A 15,764-nucleotide genomic window follows, 5' to 3' on the forward strand; every position below is an offset into this window, starting at 1 on the left:
AATGAAAGCCTTCCGGGCATCGCTCTTTAACGCTCTTTTCTACACGCTCACGCCAATTGTCGGCCTGTTGCTTTTGCCGGCCTGTCTCGGACCGCGAAGCTGGGTTTGCGCCGTCAGGGATGCCTGGTCCAGAAGTGTCATTGCACTGCTCGGCCTAGTGGTGGGATTGCGCTGGCGCCTGACTGGTGCGGAACGGATGCCGGATGGCCCGGTATTGATCGCCTGCAAGCACCAGTCCGCCTGGGAGACGATCGCGCTGCAGCTGTTCTGCCGGGACCCTGCCATCGTGCTGAAGCAGGAACTGCTGAAACTGCCGGTGATCGGCTGGTATCTCCGACGCGTCGGCATGGTCCCGATCGACCGGTCAGCCGGTGCCGGTGCGCTGAAGCTGATGGTCAAGGCGGCGGAGGAGCGGGTTGCCGAAGGCCGGCCGGTGGTGATCTTCCCGCAGGGCACCCGCGTCGCACCGGGAACGGAGCAGGCCTATCATCCGGGTGTCTACGCGCTTTACCGTGCGCTGAATGTTCCGGTGGTGCCTATTGCCCTCAATTCCGGTCAGTTCTGGGCCCGCGTGAGCTTCATGAAATATCCGGGCGTGATCGACGTTCATGTGCTGGAGCCGATCCCGCCGGGGCTTGACCGGAAGAGCTTCATGGCCCGGCTCGAAGAGGTCATCGAAACCGAGACCGGCAAGCTGGAAAGCGCGGCCGCTACTTGATCGTCATCTTCAGGATCTGGACGTTAAGCAGATCCTCCTTGGGGATGATCTCGCGGAGACGAACCCAGAGTCCGTCCCGGATCCTGTTGATACCCTCGAACCCGTTCAGTTCTTGCTCGGTCAGGCTGCTGGCGAAGATGATCACCTTGTCCCGAAGGCGTGGTTCAAGCGCGGTCACCCGGATCTGGGCCGCCGGGTCTTTCAGCTCCAACGCGATGCTGAGCAGCATGAAGACCGGATAATGCCGTTCGGTCTGCAAATTGATAACGAATTCTTCAAGCTGAAAATTAACGGCGTCCGGGGGAGAAGCTGCGAATGTCGGCGGCGCTTCATTCAGAAAGGGCTCTTCTTTCGGCTCGCTGCTCGCGTTCGCCATGTCGTTTTTCTTCTGGGTTCCGAGCGGGTCGAACCCCGGAATCAGCCCGAACATCACAGCCCCCATTCCGGCACCGACGATGAGCATCAGCGGCAGGGTGACGAATATGATGAGTTTCTTCACGGGGCTCGCTCCATTCTGGCCGGGACCGTTATTGCTTATGGACTAGCAGCTATCCTATTTGAATGAACAGTATTTCCGCTGCAATCCTCTGGAGTTTCGATCCTATGATACTGTTGCGGGCCGAGGGAGTGGGGGGATAATGCAGGATAAGGAAGCGCGCGAGTGGCTGGATTTTTTCGCGAAACAGCCCCACGAGCGGCTGACTCAGGAGTCAGCGGGCGATGTTCCGAAGGTTGCATCATTCGTGATCGATCTTGTCGATGACCGGTTCGTCATTACCTTCCGGTTCGAGGACGGACGGGAGCGCGCGATATCGCTCAATGACGATCTCGCGCTTTATCTCCGGGAATATCTTACGACAGGCCTGATGGAACGCGCGGCGCGCGGCCGGCCGCTCTAGCGGCCGACAGCGTAGCCCTGCATGCCGCGCGGATTGGCGGCGGCCCGCAACATGTCGCCATCCTTGGCGGCCGCTGTCAGGCGGCCTTCGGACCAGGGGTCGCCGACCTCCAGATCGTGTCCCCGGCGGCGCAGTTCGGCATAAGTCTCCGCAGGGAACCGGTCCTCGAGCACCAGGCGTTTGTTGACCCGGCCGCGCGGCCAGAACGAGCTCGGGAAATGCTCATTGTGGAAAGCCGGGCAATCGATGGATTCCTGCAGGTTCATGCCATGGTCCGCATGATGCAGGAACAGCAGCAGAGACCACTGGTCCTGCTGGTCTCCGCCCGGCGTGCCGAACGGCATGTAGGCCTCGCCGTCACGCAGCGCGAAGGAGGGCGACAGCGTGGTGCGTGGGCGTTTGCCCGGCGCCAGTGTGGAAGGCGAGCCTTCCTCGAGCCAGAACATCTGCGCCCGGTTACCAAGGCAGAAGCCGAGTTCCGGAATGATCGGCGAGCTTTGCAGCCAGCCGCCGCTCGGCGTGGCCGAGACCATGTTGCCGTCCTTGTCGACAATGTCGATATGGACCGTGTCGCCCCGGGCCTCTCCCATCTTGCCGACGGTCGGCTCACCAACGCCCATGCCGGCGCCGGAAATATCCTGCGCATGCGGCAGCAGTGAGTGGGAGATGTTGTTGCTGTAACCCTTGATGGTGCCGGCAATGAAGGCGTCGGAGGCATCTTTCCCCAGAAGAGCCCGGCGGCTTTCCGCATAGGCGTCGCTGAGCAGCGTTTCCATCGGCACGTCAACGAAGTTCGGATCGCCGTAGTAAGCTTCGCGGTCAGCGTAAGAGAGCTTTGAGGTTTCGGTCACCGCGTGGACAAAATCCGGTCCGGTCGGGTCCATGTCGGCGATGCCCATGGCTTTCAGCAGTGAGAGTTGCTGCAGCATCACTGGGCCCTGGCTCCAGGCGCCGCACTTCGCGACGGTGAACCGGCCATAGTCGTAGGTCAGCGGATCTTCATACGTAGCCGACCAGTCTGCGAGATCGTCTCCGGTCAGCAGCGCTTTATGGCGCCGTCCGGTCGCGTCCATGTAGGCATCCTGGCAGAACCGGTCGATGGTTTCCGCGATCCAGCCGCGATACCAGATATCCCGTGCCCGGTCGATCTGGGCCTCGCGGCTGCCGCCGCCTGTTTCCGCTTCGCGCACGATCCGCTCGTAGGTATCGGCCAGCTTCGGGTTGGAGAACAGCGTGCCCGGATTTGGCGCCTTGCCGTCTTTCAGATAGATCGCAGCAGAGGTCGTCCATTCGGTTTCGAAAAGCCCGCGCACTGTCTCGACCGTGTCGGTGATTTTCGAGACCACGGGGTAGCCGTTGCGGGCATAGCCGATGGCATATTCCAAGACATCGCCGAGGCCCATGGTGCCATGGTCGCGCAACATCAGCATCCAGGTGTCGAAGGCGCCGGGTGTCACGGCGGCAAGCAGGCCGCTGCCTGGGATCAGATCGAGGCCAAGATCGCGGATTGCCGGGATCGTCGCGGCTTTTGGCGCCGGTCCCTGGCCACAGATCACCTGCGTCCGGTTTTCTTTTGCGCTGTGCATGATCAGCGGCAGATCGCCGCCCGGGCCGTTCAGGTGTGGCTCGACGATCTGCAGCACGAACCCTGCGGCAACCGCCGCGTCGAACGCATTACCGCCGCGCTCAAGGATCGCCATGCCGGCCGAGGAGGCCAGCCAGTGCGTAGAGGCAACGACACCAAAGGTGCCGCGAATTTCGGGTCTGGTGGTAAACATGACTGATCCGCGAGGGTCGGTTGGAATGGGCTGCAACTATAGTCCGGGGATGCCCGCGGGTGCAATTGCGCCAGACTCTATCTTGCATTGTAGTTTTCAGGAAAAAATGCTATATGTTCCGGGATCTCAGAAGAGATGGCCCGTTTTGTGCATATTAATTTTTGTTAATATATCTGCACAAAGCAAGCAGAAGCAGAGGGTTCGATGACTAACGCAGCCGCCGCATTGAGCATTTTGGGTGGGTCCTTCAACGCCGGTAGTGGCGGGACGACCTCAGGTGTTGCCGCGTTTGCAAAGTACAAACGGGATCCGGAAGGCGCGCGTCGTGATTTTTACGAAAGCGCTGCTGTTCAGAAAAACATCAAGAACTTCCAGTCGAGCGCGAACGAGATCAGCTCGCTCGAAGATTTTCTGAAAGACCGGAAGACCCTCGAATTCGTCCTGACAGCCTTTGGCCTGGAAGCGGAACTCAACAATCCGGGCAAGCTGAAGGCGATCATCAACAGCGATCCGGACGATGTGAATTCCTATGCTAACCGACTGGCAGATTCACGTTACGGCGAGCTGGCGAAGTTTCTGAACGTCAAGAACGAAGGCTTCAACAAGCTGAAATCTGCTGAAGCGCAGACCCAGGTCATTGACGATTACCTCACCAATGCGTTCGAAGTTTCGATCGGGTTCGAGAACCCGGCGGCGCGCGAGGCCGTGTTTTTCCTGCGGCGCATCAATGAAATTGATAGCGCGCTCGAAATTCTTGGTGATTTGCCCCTGCGGAATATTGTGACGACGGCCCTCGGTTTGCCGGCGCAGATCGCTAATCAATCCGTGCTGAAGCAGCAATCCTTGATCGATGCGAAACTCGATTTTGACAGACTGAATACATTGGATCGGGACGAGGAGAATGCCTCCAAGACCGAGCTCGATCTGGTCAATGACGACCTGAGCTCCGTCAAAAAAGGGCTTGCCGCTGTCACGAACGCCAGCCTTGAGTTGTCGACCTTGCAGGATCAGCTCGAAGATCTTCGCATTCACTTGCAGGACATCGATAATATTACTGATCCGGCCGGGGTTCTTGCGGACGAAATTCCTGTTCAGGAAGCCGCCATACCGGAGCTGATCCGCCAGCAGGGATTGATCGCGGCAGCCGAAAAAGCGCTGATTAATACCGACCCGAACCTGACCCGGATCAATGCGATATTCAAAGAAGCGGCCGGGGTCGAGACGCAGGAAGAACTTGACGCCCTGAAGAGCGAGTTTGATCGGCTGGTGACCGAAATCACCAGTGCGGACGGCTTTATCAAAGGTTCGAATTACAGCGACAGTACTGCCGGTACGACCGAGAATTTGTTCTTGCCGTCAGGTGATGGGGGGAGCGGTATCGATGCCCTGCCGTCGGCCAAGACGACGACGGTGGTGAAGTCGGATGGCACAGGGGTTGTGACCAGCTCGCTTGATCTTTCCAGTTTTCTGACGAATCTGGATAATAGCAACGCGGCTTTTCAGGCAATCAATCTCGGGTCTTTGTCTGCGGATATTGCGGCGGCCAAGGTTGATTTTGAGGCTGTGGAAACTGATTTCAAATCTGCGCAAGTTTATAACGGTGTCAATGCATCCAGTTTTGCTGGCAGCGTGAGCAGTGTGAATTTCGGTTACTCCCTGAACACGCAGGCGCTGTCCCAAGGAATCTCGGCAGTAGATGATGGGCTCACGCGCCTTTCGAAAGCAGCGGCAGTGATCTCTGAGATTCGGACGCTGGCATTTGATGCCCAAGCCGATGATGCCGATATTGACGAATTGAATACAGCTTATGGTGGGAAACTCGAAGAGCTGGCATCCCTGATCAACGATGCAGGGACGGCGACCGACGGAACGAACACGTTTACGTTCGACAATCTGTTGACCGGCGGCACGATCAGCTACGAAGCCGATGCAGCCTCCGGGAAGAGTATCGATGCGCGTGGCGGTTCTCTGGATACCGTGATTCTCGGAGCGCTTCCCACTACTCTTAGCGCTGCAAATGCGAATGGTATTCTGAGCGATATCGATACGACGGTGACGGATTCCCTTTCCGAGTTGAAAGACAATCTTGTCACGGATCGAAAAGTCTTTGCCTTTGCGGCGAATGTCGCGGATCCGCTGGGGTCTATCGATGCTGAAATTCGGCAGATCAGTGGTGACCTTGACGGGATCATTGAGCGTGCCGGTGAGAGCGGGGACAACCTGCTCAAGGAATTCGGCCGTGATCTTAAAATCGCTCTTGGAACGCTGAGCACGACAATCACTGTCGACGCGCAAGGTGGCTTCAAGGAAGATTTCAAGAACGCCCTGAGTTCACTCCAGTATGTCGCTGTCAGCGGCGGGGTGGCGGCATCGCGCGAGAGTATTCTTAACGACGCCCTGTTTTCTGTGGGCTCGACCCTCAGCCGGATTAACGCCGAGAAGTTCACGCTGAACATCCAGAATTCGATTCTGGGCGAGAAAAAATCTTCGCTTACCAATACGAGCGGGTCGGCGGAGTCCCTCGATTTTCTGAAGCCGCTTGAGAACACGAACTATGCGATCAAGTTCATCGAGCAGTATTTGATAAAGAAAGACCTCGAAGCGATCGGCGGCAGCACCACTGCGCAGCCCAAGAACGCATCTCTGGTCGGCCTGTTCCAAGATATCAGCGGCGGTGGCGGTCTGCTCAATCTGCTCAGCTAGACCGCCAGGTCAGTTGACGGAGATTAAGTTCCTGCTGTCAGCGGCGCGTTCAGGCGACGCAGGGTCGCAATAACGCTGAGTGCCGTGATCTTGCCCGTCTTCGGGTTTTCTTCCGTCGGAATATTCTCGATCGTCATGGTGAAGCGCGCGCTGTCCGCCTCGACCCTGATCGTGTGGGTGTTGCGGGTGACGGACGGATCAGCCCAGATTTCCACGCTGGTCCGGTCCGGGCCAATGCCGGCTAGGCTGAGCGCTGCCGCGACATTGACATTGGCCGGGAAGCCCTTGGCGGCGGCCCTGGCATTTCCCTCGAAAACTTTCTTTGCCTCGGTCAATCCTTCGACAGAGATGTCATTCTCGACGAGATAAGGGGCGCCGCCGAGCCCGCGCGGCGGCTTGCGGGTCTCCAGCGTCACGGATTCGATAGTACCCTCCGCAGCGGCGCGTACAGCGTCCAGCCCGATCAGGGCGCCTGTTGGCAGAATGAGCCGGGCGCCGGTCTCGTTCGCTTTCTCAACAAGCTCCATGTGGTTGAGCAGGGCTCCTATGCTGACCGGCACGAAGATCCGTCCCTTGGAGATCGCTGCTTCCGCGACTATTGGGAATACCGAAGCCGGAGCGCTCTCGACGACGACATCGCAGGTATCGGCCAGGGCTTCCAGTGATACGACAGGTGCGCTGGCGCCGATGGACGCCAGATTTTCCTGGGCCTTTTCTACATTGCGGGCAGAAACGGCGCCGAGTTCGAGGCCGGGCAGGCGGCCGTCGGTGATTGCGCGGGCCAGTGTCAGGCCGATTGCACCCAGTCCGCCGATGCCGACTTTCATGTTTTCAGCCATTTCTGTTTCCTTCGTTCCTGGATTGCGCGATGAGTTCGTCACCCTTCTGTAGCGGAAAATCCCGACGGGTCAAACGGCGGCGGCAATCTGCTGCCGCTGGACGGCGATACCGGGCCGGGTATAGTGGGGCGCCAGTCGAATGGGAGCACAATGAGACCGTTTCAATTCCTGATGCTTGTGGTCTTGGCCGTCTTGGCGCTGCTCACGCGTCCAAACGAAGTCCGGACACAAGAGCTTTCCTGTATTACGGTTTCCATAATCGTACCGTCAGCGGTCGGCTCTGCCGGCGATCTGGTTGGCCGCGCCGTTGCGGATGCGGCAACGAAGCTTGGGGGCTCCGCCTTCCGGGTCCGCAACCGGCCCCGGGATATTGCCCGCCAGTTGATCGAGGATGCGGCGCCTAACGGCTGTACTCTGATGCTCGATACCCAGATTCAGGTCGCATTCGAGGTTCTGGGTAAAGGCAAGACCGATTGGCGCGAATTCAAGCCGATAGCCCTGTTGACGCGGACGCCGATGGCAATCGTATTGTCGGCCGGAGGGCCGCCTCCCGCCGCTCCGAAGGGTGAGAAACCGGAGCCGCCAAGTTTTTCCGGCATTGTTGCCCAACTTCGCGAGAAGCCTGAGAGCGTTACTTTCGCCCTCGTTGAGGACCCGCTTGAACAATTACTGTTTCTGAGGATGGAGGAGTCGCTCGGTGTGCGTTTTCGGATCCGCAGCTATCCCAGCGGCATATCGCGCTATCGGGAGTTGGTGAGTGGTCCGGCGGGTCTGGCGGGATTTGTTTCTCTCAAGGCTGCGGCGGCGCGGATCAAAGAGACGCAGTTGCATGTGCTCGCGGTCAGTGGAGCGTTTGAGCCGGGCATGCTGGCCGGTGTACCCACGATTGGATCCGAGGCGGGAGGGCTGACATTCGGGATCGATCACGGGCTCTTCGGGCCACGCGATATGCCAAACGATATCGTCAAAAGCCTTACCGAAATTATGCAGAAGGTCATGGAAACTCGCGGCGTTCTGGCGGACCTGCACAATGAATACGGAACTGAGGCGGCCTTAATCACCGGTGACGGATTTGCACGATATCTTGAAAATCTTGCAGCCGATTGGGGTGAAATGATTCAACGCCAGAATAACGGCGGGCGCCTGGGACAAAAAAGCTGAGGGCGAAAGACTTCGTTGAATCAATATGCCTGGCCACTGGGCGAATTATTTTACTTTATGCACGTTCCAATGGAATGCCCACGGCAACGTTTGTGAACAGTTGACAGATGGCAGGGTATTCATAGGGTGTCAGCCACAAGATGGGCGCGCTTCTGGTGCGCCTGGAAGGTTTCGAGCACCGTCCGTCCGGTCGGTGTGCCTTAAGGGAGAATAAAATGAAGCTCAAGACAGCACTCTTCGCGGCTCTTGCGACAGCGTCAGTTGCTTTTGCCGGCGCGTCGGCCGTCCAGGCCGCGGATCTGTCCTGCCGTACAGCCAAACTGATCGTGCCGTGGGGCGCGGGCGGTGGCACCGATGTCATCTTCCGTCAGTTCGTCGAAGCGGCGAACGAAGCCGGCGCAAAGCCGAAGCTGCAGGTCGTCAATATCGGTGGCCAGGGCGGCAACAAGGGTGCCAAGGAAGCCCGTAAGGCGAAGCCGGACGGTTGCACCCTGTTCGCCATTCACCAGAGCGCGCTGACCAGCTTCTTCAACGGCCGGGTCGACTTCACCTGGGATGCGTTCGAGCCGGTCGCCCTGCTGACCCGGACCCCTGCCATCATCGGCGCCAGCCCGGACGTGCCGTACAACAACATCAAGGAACTGGTCGCAGCCGCCAAAAAGGCGCCGGGCTCGGTGACCGCGGGCGGTACGCTCGGCTCCACCAGCCACTTCATCTTCCTGCTCCTCGAAGATGCTGCGGGCGTGAAGTTCAAGCACGTTTCCTATGACGGTACCCGTCAGCGGATGACCGCTCTTCTGGCCAAGAACATCGATATCGGTGAAATCAACCTTGCCTCGGCAAAGAAGTACATCCAGACCAACGAGCTGAAGGCGCTTGGTATCACTACGCCGGAGCGGAACTCGGAAATCCCGGATGTCATGACCCTGAAAGAACAGGGCTACAACCTGATCTATGGTACGGACCGCGGTGTAGTTCTGCCGAAGGGCGTCAGCCAGGACGTGATCAATCACTACGCCGAAGTCTTCAAGAAAGCGGCTGCCGATCCGAAAGTGGTCGCAGCGATGACCGCCAAGGGCACGACCGTGAACTATCTCGGCCCGAAAGAGTACACGGGCTACTTCGAAAAGACCTTCGCGGACTGGAAACGGATCGCGATTGAAGTTGGACTTTACAAGGGCGACTGATTAATCAGCCCGACGCGCGGCGGCTCCCGTTCCCCGGGGGCCGCCGTTTGCGTTTAACGATAAGGAATGTGGAGGAACGCCGGTGGCGCGCTTGAATCGCGATACGTTGATTGCTTTGCTGCTTCTGGTCTTTTGCGGTGTCATGATTTCCGCGAGCCTGGACATCGAAGAGACAAATTACGGGACAATGCAGTCGAGCGTCTGGCCCCAGGTCGTGCTCGGCGTGTTGACGGTCTTTTGTCTCGCAATGCTCGGGCAGAGTGTGCTCAAGCCATCCGTTGTCAAAACGGAGAACGGCGGCGGGAGCAGTGGTCTCGGTCGGTACCGTAACGCGATTACCGTCTATGTCCTGTTCTTCCTCTTCCTCGTGACCTTGCCCTATCTCGGCATGCTGCTTGGCGGCATCGGCTTCGTCTTTCTCGCTCTGACGCTTCTGGGTGAGCCGGAGCTGAAACGTGTGCCGCTTCATCTGGCCGTTGCCGTTGGAACGGTGGGGCTGATGTGGTCCATCTTTACCTTCGGTCTCGGCGTTCTGCTGCCGGACGGCGAACTCTTGCAGCTGAATTAGGACGAGCGCGATGATCGAAACACTTATGTATGCTTTCGCCGATGTCTTCGCGCCATGGAACCTGGCACTGATGACGATCGGCGTCACCGCGGGCCTGATTGCCGGCGCGATCCCGGGTTTCACCATTGCGATGGCTGTCGTTCTGACCCTGCCTTTCACCTTCGGGCTGAGCCCGGTCGAAGGGCTGTCGACGATGATCGGTGTCTTTGTCGGCGGCCTGTCCGGTGGTTTGATGTCCGGCATGCTGACCGGTATTCCCGGCACACCATCCTCCATTGCCACGACTTTTGACGGATTCCCGATGGCGCGGAACGGGAAGCCCGGCCTCGCACTTGGCCTCGGCGTCTGGTCTTCGTTCTTCGGCGGGATCTTCAGCGCCGTTCTGCTGGTGACCCTGGCGCCGCGTCTGGCCGTAATCGGCCTTGAGTTCGGTCCCTGGGACTATTTTTCTCTCGTGCTCTTTGCTCTGACCATCACCGCGAGCCTCTCCGGCGAGAATCTGGTCAAGGGCATGATCGCCGGTGCGCTGGGTCTTTTCATCGCGACGATAGGCGAGGACGAAGTGAATGGCGTGGCGCGTTTCAGCTTCGGCATCGATGATCTTGAATCCGGCTTCACCTTCCTGCCGGTTCTGATTGGCCTTTTTGCGTTCAGCCAGCTGTTGTCCGACTTGCAGGACCGGGTGAAGGCACGGCAGCCATTGATGGATGCGTCGGGCGCCGATGCCCGGATCCGGATTGAGCATCTGAAGGCGATCAGGATGGTGTTCGCCCGCTGGACCAACCTGCTCCGGTCGTCCGTCATTGGCGTATTTACGGGAGTACTTCCCGCCGCCGGTGGCTCGATCTCCAATATTCTGGCCTATGACCAGGCTAAGAAGGCGTCGAAGACACCGGAGAAGTTCGGCACGGGTACTCCCGATGGCATTATCGCGCCTGAAAGCGCGAACAATGCGACGGCCGGCGGAGCCCTGATCACCATGATGGCGCTCGGCATTCCCGGTGACATCATCACCGCCGTGATGCTCGGAGCCCTGCTGATCCATAATGTTCAGCCAAGCCCGACTTTCATCTCCGACAATCCGGATCTGGCCTACGCGATCTTTGTCGCGTTCTTCCTGGCCCACTTCATCATGATCGCCATGCAGTCGGTGACTCTGCGGCTGTTTGTGATGGTGACGCGAATTCCGATGTATCTACTGGCCTCCGTGATCCTGGCCTATTGTGCTATTGGCGTCTTTGCCCTGAACAACATTACCTACGATATCTGGGTGCTGTTCTTCTTCGGGATCATCGGCTACGTGATGCGGCAGCTCGGCTTCCCGCTGGCACCGATTATTCTCGGTGTGGTTCTGGGGCATGTCGCCGAGCTCAACCTGTCACGCTCGCTGGCGATCGACAGCGATCTGATGCTGTTCTTGACCCGGCCGTGGTCGCTGTTTTTCCTGCTTGTGTCAGTCTTCTCCATCGGCTTCCCCTGGTACCAGAAAGCACGGACAACCAAAGCTTGGACCCTAGCCTACATCCCGGTCCTGCTCGCTGCGGTTTCGGTTCCGCTCTTCATGATGGAGGGCTTTGTGCGGCCGATTATCGGAGTAGCGTTGCTGGCACTTTCCGCCTATCTTCTGTGGCGAAGTGCAGCGTCCGGATGGAAAGTGGCACCCACGGGTGATCATGAAGTCCATCTTGAGGAGACCTGACCAAGGCACGCCACCTCCGCCATGGAGACGGCCCTGGGTCGATAAAGTTCCCCCGGACGCGGGCACAGATGAATTCGTGCCCCGTCCGGGGCAATGCGCAACCACATTTTTGCCAAGGTGACGTCGTGGAAATCCGCAATCCCTATCTTATGTTTCTGGGCGATGCGCCCGATCAGCTCGCAGCCAAGACCGCCAATGGCGTCAAGGTCTGGCGCGAGGACTGGTGCGTCGGCCAGTTCCGTCTGCCGGGTTGTAAGGCAGATCTGAAGCTTCCCGACATGACCATCGAGGAAGCCGCCGAGGCCGGCGTGAAGACCGTGATCCTCGGTGTCGCCAACCGCGGTGGGTTTATGCCGGATACCTGGTTGGTCGAATTGGAAAAAGCGCTCGATCTCGGTATGGAGATCGCCAGCGGACTGCACACCCGCATCAGCACTATTCCGTCACTGGCGGCAAAGGCGAAGGAAAAGGGCCTCGGCCTTTATGACGTGCGCCATCCGACCGGCAATTTCTCGGTCGCGAACGGCAAGAAGCGCACCGGCAAGCGTCTGCTTCCGGTCGGCACGGACTGCTCCGTCGGCAAGATGTTCACCGCGCTCGCCATCGAGCGGGAACTGCACAACCGCGATGTGAAGGCGACCTTCCGCGCGACTGGCCAGACCGGGATCTTCATCGCCGGCTCCGGTGTCTCGGTCGATGCGGTCGTCGCCGACTTTATTTCCGGTGCGGTCGAAGAGCTGGCACCGGCCAACGATGCGGATCACTGGGATCTGGTCGAAGGTCAGGGCTCTCTGTTCCACGCTTCCTATGCAGGCGTCACCATGGGACTGATCCACGGCGCCCAGCCGGATGCGCTCGTGCTCTGCCACGAAGCCAACCGTCCGCACATGCGCGGTCTGCCGGAATACTCGGTTCCGAGCCTGACCGAGTGCATTCCGTACTATCTGCAGGCTGCCCGCCTGACGAACCCGGACGCCCAGTTCGTTGGCGTTTGCGTGAATACCTCCAGTCTGGACGACAAGGCTGCCGAGGAATTCCTGAAGAAGGCCAGCGACGAAACGGGCCTGCCTGCTGTGGATCCGATCCGCAACGGTGTTGGTGCCATCGTCGATAACATGCCGCTCTAGGCCTATCTGAACTCAGAGGAGCAATCGATGTACAGGTCGGTTACCGTCCGTCGCGAAAGCTGGCCGCTGCAGGGTGTTTTCCGGATATCCCGGGGCGCCCGGACAGAGTCGGAAGTCATTGTGGTGGAAATTGCCGGCGACGATGTCGCCGGCATGGGAGAATGCTTTCCCTACAAGCGCTATGGCGAGACTCTGGATAGCGTAGCGGCCCAGATCGAGTCCGTGGCGGGAGAGCTTGCCAACGGTATGGACCGTGCCGGCCTGGCGGCGGCGCTCGCGCCGGGTGCAGCCCGCAATGCCATCGATTGCGCTCTTTGGGATCTTGAGGCGAAACAGACCGGCAAGCGGGTCTGGGAGCTTGCCGGTCTGCCCGAACCGAAGCCGGTCACGACCGTCTTCACACTTGGCGTTGACGATCCGGAAGTGATGGGCGCGAAAGCGGCCGAAAACGCGGCACGCCCGGTTTTGAAGCTGAAGATGACCGGCGACGAGAAAGATCTGGAGCGGGTTACCCTGATCCACAAGAACGCCCCAAACGCGAAGCTCGTGGTCGATGCCAATGAAGGCTGGACCGTGGCGCAGTATCAGGAACACGCGCCGAAATTCGCCGAACTCGGTGTGGTCATGATCGAGCAGCCACTGCCTGCAGCTGACGATGAAGGTCTCAAGGGGCTGGATCGCGTCGTACCGGTCTGCGCCGACGAGAGCTGTCACGACAGTAAGACCCTCGATGCGCTGGTCGGCAAATACGACATGATCAACATCAAGCTGGACAAGACCGGTGGTCTGACCGAAGCGCTGGTGTTGCGCGACAAGGCGCTCGAAATGGGCTTCGAGGTCATGGTCGGCTGCATGGTCGGCACCTCGCTCGCCATGGCGCCGGGCGTGCTCGTGGCGCAGGGATGCGCCGTGGTCGATCTCGACGGGCCGCTGCTGCTGGCGAAAGACCGGGAGCCGGGACTGACCTATCAGGGAAGCATCATTCAGCCTCCCGAATTCGGGACCTGGGGCTAGCCTTCCGATGGGCGATCTGCCGGACGTCACGTCCCACTACAGCTCGGACGGGCTGGCGGATCGGCTGATCGCAATCCTTGAAGCATCCGGCATCGACCGGGACAGCATCACCGAAGCGGACCTGCATTCCGTCGATCAGATGCACTTGCGTGGCCGGACGGCGGCGACGGAGTTTCTGGACAGCCTCGACATCAAGGCCGGAGACAAGGTGCTGGATGTCGGCTGCGGTCTGGGCGGACCGGCACGCATGGCCGCGACCCGCTATGGCGCGGATGTCACCGGCATAGATCTGACAGAGGCGTTCTGCGACGGCGCGCGGCAGCTCAATGCTCTGGTCGGGCTGGAAAATATCCGGATCGAGCAGGGCGACGCGCTTGCCATGCCGTTCCCCGACAACAGTTTTGACGTGATCTTCACCCTGCATGTAGCGATGAACATCGCTGACAAGATGGAGCTTTATCGAGAGATCGCCCGGGTCCTGAAACCGGGCGGCCGGTTCGGCCTTTATGACGTTGTTGCCGGATCGGGAGAGCCGATCCATATGCCCGTTCCCTGGGCGACCCTGCCGGAACACAGTCATCTGGTTTCGGCAGAAGAGATTGAAGCGCTGGCGAATGCCGCCGGGCTAGAAACTGAACGATCCGAGGATCAGTCAGCCCTGGTCGAGACCTATCTCGACGATCAGCGCGTGGCACGTCAGCTACGCGCGGAAAAGGGAGAACCGGAACCGCCGACGGGCGCGCCGGTCATCATGGGCGAGTCCTTCGTCCGGAAGCAGAAACACATCTATCGCAATTTGAAGGAGGGCCGGATTGCCGTCCGGCTTGCTATCTTCAAACTGAAAGAAGACTGAAAACCAGATTGCGGCCGCTGCCAAGAGCCGCAACGGGAGGAAATATGAGTACGGACAGCGATGTTATCGCCGAGATCAGGCGTGCCGTTCAGGCATTGTGCGCGGATTTTCCGGGTGAGTACTGGCGGGAAAAAGACCGGGAGCGCGCCTACCCGACGGAATTCGTCCAGGCATTGACCGAGTCCGGGTATCTCGCGGTTCTGATCCCGGAAGAATATGGCGGCAGCGGTCTTTCGATCAGTGCCGCCGCCGCGATCCTCGAGGAAATTCATAAATCCGGCTGCAACGGCGGCGCCTGTCACGCCCAGATGTACATCATGGGCAGCCTGCTTCGGCACGGCAGCGAGGCGCAGAAGCGGCAGTACCTGCCGAAGATCGCCAGCGGTGAGTTGCGCCTGCAGGCTTTTGGCGTGACAGAGCCGACCAGCGGCACCGATACGCTTTCCCTTGCCACCACCGCGGTGAAGAAGGGAAACGACAAATATGTTGTGAACGGACAGAAGGTCTGGACCTCGCGCGCCGAGCACTCTGATCTCATGTTGCTGCTCGCCCGGACCACGCCGAAGGAAGAGGTAAAGAAGCGCACGGACGGCCTGTCCGTCTTCATCGTCGATATGCGCGAGGCGAAAGGTAACGGGCTCGAGATCCGCCCGATCCGCGCGATGGTCAACCATGCGACGACGGAAGTCTTCTTCGACAATCTGGAAATCCCCGCGGAGAACCTGATCGGCGAGGAAGGCAAAGGTTTCCGCTATATCCTCGACGGCATGAACGCGGAACGTATCCTGATTTCGCACGAGAGCATCGGTGACGCTCGCTGGTGCATCGAAAAGGCGACCAACTACGCGAATGAGCGGAAAGTCTTCGGTCGGCCGATCGGACAGAATCAGGCAGTTCAGTTTCCCATCGCGAAAGCCTTTGCGGCAACCGAAGCGGCCGCCCTGATGGCGGAGAAGGCTGCGAAGCTGTTCGAGGCGGGTGAGCCCTGCGGGGCCGAGTCCAACATGGCCAAGCTGCTGACGGCGGAAGCGGCATGGGATGCGGTGGATACCTGCATGCAGACCCATGGCGGCTTTGGTTTCGCCGAGGAATATGACGTCGAGCGTAAATTCCGGGAGATCCGGCTGTACCGCACGGCGCCGATCTCCACCAACATGATCCTGTCCTTCATCGCCGAGCATGTGCTCGGCCTGCCGCGCTCCTACTGAGCGGGGAAGA

At 59.4% G+C, this 15,764-nt stretch carries 14 protein-coding genes; 11 read left to right on the plus strand and 3 right to left on the minus strand.

What is annotated here, in order from left to right:
- The first annotated feature begins 1 nt into the window (after window position 1).
- Window positions 2-718 (plus strand): lysophospholipid acyltransferase family protein, encoded by a 717-nt coding sequence (locus tag K328_RS0118305; protein ID WP_028467208.1) that lies wholly within the window; start codon window positions 2-4, stop codon window positions 716-718.
- Here the strand turns inward: K328_RS0118305 and K328_RS0118310 are convergent.
- Window positions 711-1,217, minus strand: a complete 507-nt coding sequence (locus tag K328_RS0118310; protein WP_028467209.1) for a flagellar basal body-associated FliL family protein — start codon at window positions 1,215-1,217, stop codon at window positions 711-713. The two genes, K328_RS0118305 and K328_RS0118310, sit on opposite strands and share 8 nt — an antisense overlap.
- Before the next feature lie 139 nt (window positions 1,218-1,356).
- Here K328_RS0118310 and K328_RS0118315 point away from each other — a divergent pair, with 139 nt between their 5' ends.
- Window positions 1,357-1,617 (plus strand): hypothetical protein, encoded by a 261-nt coding sequence (locus tag K328_RS0118315; protein ID WP_028467210.1) that lies wholly within the window; start codon window positions 1,357-1,359, stop codon window positions 1,615-1,617.
- Here K328_RS0118315 and K328_RS0118320 read toward each other — a convergent pair.
- Window positions 1,614-3,395: a gamma-glutamyltransferase family protein gene (locus K328_RS0118320; RefSeq protein WP_028467211.1), complete on the minus strand. Its 1,782-nt coding sequence runs from the start codon at window positions 3,393-3,395 to the stop codon at window positions 1,614-1,616. The genes K328_RS0118315 and K328_RS0118320 overlap by 4 nt on opposite strands.
- Window positions 3,396-3,599: 204 nt before the next feature.
- Here K328_RS0118320 and K328_RS0118325 point away from each other — a divergent pair, with 204 nt between their 5' ends.
- The gene (locus tag K328_RS0118325; protein ID WP_084608396.1) at window positions 3,600-6,098 is read left to right on the plus strand and encodes a DUF1217 domain-containing protein; all 2,499 of its coding nucleotides are present in this window, start codon (window positions 3,600-3,602) and stop codon (window positions 6,096-6,098) included.
- Between the two features lie 23 nt (window positions 6,099-6,121).
- On the opposite strand, the gene K328_RS0118330 is transcribed toward K328_RS0118325, so the two are convergent.
- Complete coding sequence (locus tag K328_RS0118330) at window positions 6,122-6,937, minus strand: aspartate dehydrogenase (protein ID WP_036554903.1); 816 nt, start codon at window positions 6,935-6,937, stop codon at window positions 6,122-6,124.
- A 171-nt stretch (window positions 6,938-7,108) separates the two neighbouring features.
- On the opposite strand from K328_RS0118330, the gene K328_RS0118335 reads away from it, so the two are divergent.
- The 8 genes from K328_RS0118335 to K328_RS0118370 all read left to right on the plus strand — a co-directional run bounded on the left by K328_RS0118335 (window position 7,109) and on the right by K328_RS0118370 (window position 15,754).
- The gene (locus tag K328_RS0118335; protein ID WP_245577600.1) at window positions 7,109-8,098 is read left to right on the plus strand and encodes a tripartite tricarboxylate transporter substrate-binding protein; all 990 of its coding nucleotides are present in this window, start codon (window positions 7,109-7,111) and stop codon (window positions 8,096-8,098) included.
- Between the two features lie 215 nt (window positions 8,099-8,313).
- Complete coding sequence (locus tag K328_RS0118340) at window positions 8,314-9,285, plus strand: Bug family tripartite tricarboxylate transporter substrate binding protein (protein ID WP_028467215.1); 972 nt, start codon at window positions 8,314-8,316, stop codon at window positions 9,283-9,285.
- Window positions 9,286-9,367: 82 nt separating this feature from the next.
- The gene (locus tag K328_RS0118345) at window positions 9,368-9,853 is read left to right on the plus strand and encodes a tripartite tricarboxylate transporter TctB family protein (RefSeq protein WP_028467216.1); all 486 of its coding nucleotides are present in this window, start codon (window positions 9,368-9,370) and stop codon (window positions 9,851-9,853) included.
- 10 nt (window positions 9,854-9,863) lie between these two features.
- Complete coding sequence (locus tag K328_RS24815) at window positions 9,864-11,552, plus strand: tripartite tricarboxylate transporter permease (RefSeq protein ID WP_051285113.1); 1,689 nt, start codon at window positions 9,864-9,866, stop codon at window positions 11,550-11,552.
- 125 nt (window positions 11,553-11,677) lie between these two features.
- Complete coding sequence (gene dgcN / locus K328_RS0118355) at window positions 11,678-12,679, plus strand: N-acetyltransferase DgcN (RefSeq protein WP_028467217.1); 1,002 nt, start codon at window positions 11,678-11,680, stop codon at window positions 12,677-12,679.
- Window positions 12,680-12,706: 27 nt separating this feature from the next.
- Window positions 12,707-13,693, plus strand: a complete 987-nt coding sequence (gene dgcA, locus K328_RS0118360) for an N-acetyl-D-Glu racemase DgcA (RefSeq protein ID WP_028467218.1) — start codon at window positions 12,707-12,709, stop codon at window positions 13,691-13,693.
- A gap of 7 nt (window positions 13,694-13,700) precedes the next feature.
- A complete protein-coding gene (locus K328_RS0118365; RefSeq protein WP_028467219.1) occupies window positions 13,701-14,546 on the plus strand; it encodes a class I SAM-dependent methyltransferase in 846 nt (281 codons plus the stop codon).
- A 44-nt stretch (window positions 14,547-14,590) separates the two neighbouring features.
- Complete coding sequence (locus K328_RS0118370) at window positions 14,591-15,754, plus strand: acyl-CoA dehydrogenase family protein (RefSeq protein ID WP_028467220.1); 1,164 nt, start codon at window positions 14,591-14,593, stop codon at window positions 15,752-15,754.
- The last annotated feature ends 10 nt before the right edge of the window (window positions 15,755-15,764 follow it).

Source organism: Nisaea denitrificans DSM 18348 (assembly GCF_000426505.1).
Classification (GTDB): Bacteria; Pseudomonadota; Alphaproteobacteria; order Thalassobaculales; family Thalassobaculaceae; genus Nisaea; species Nisaea denitrificans.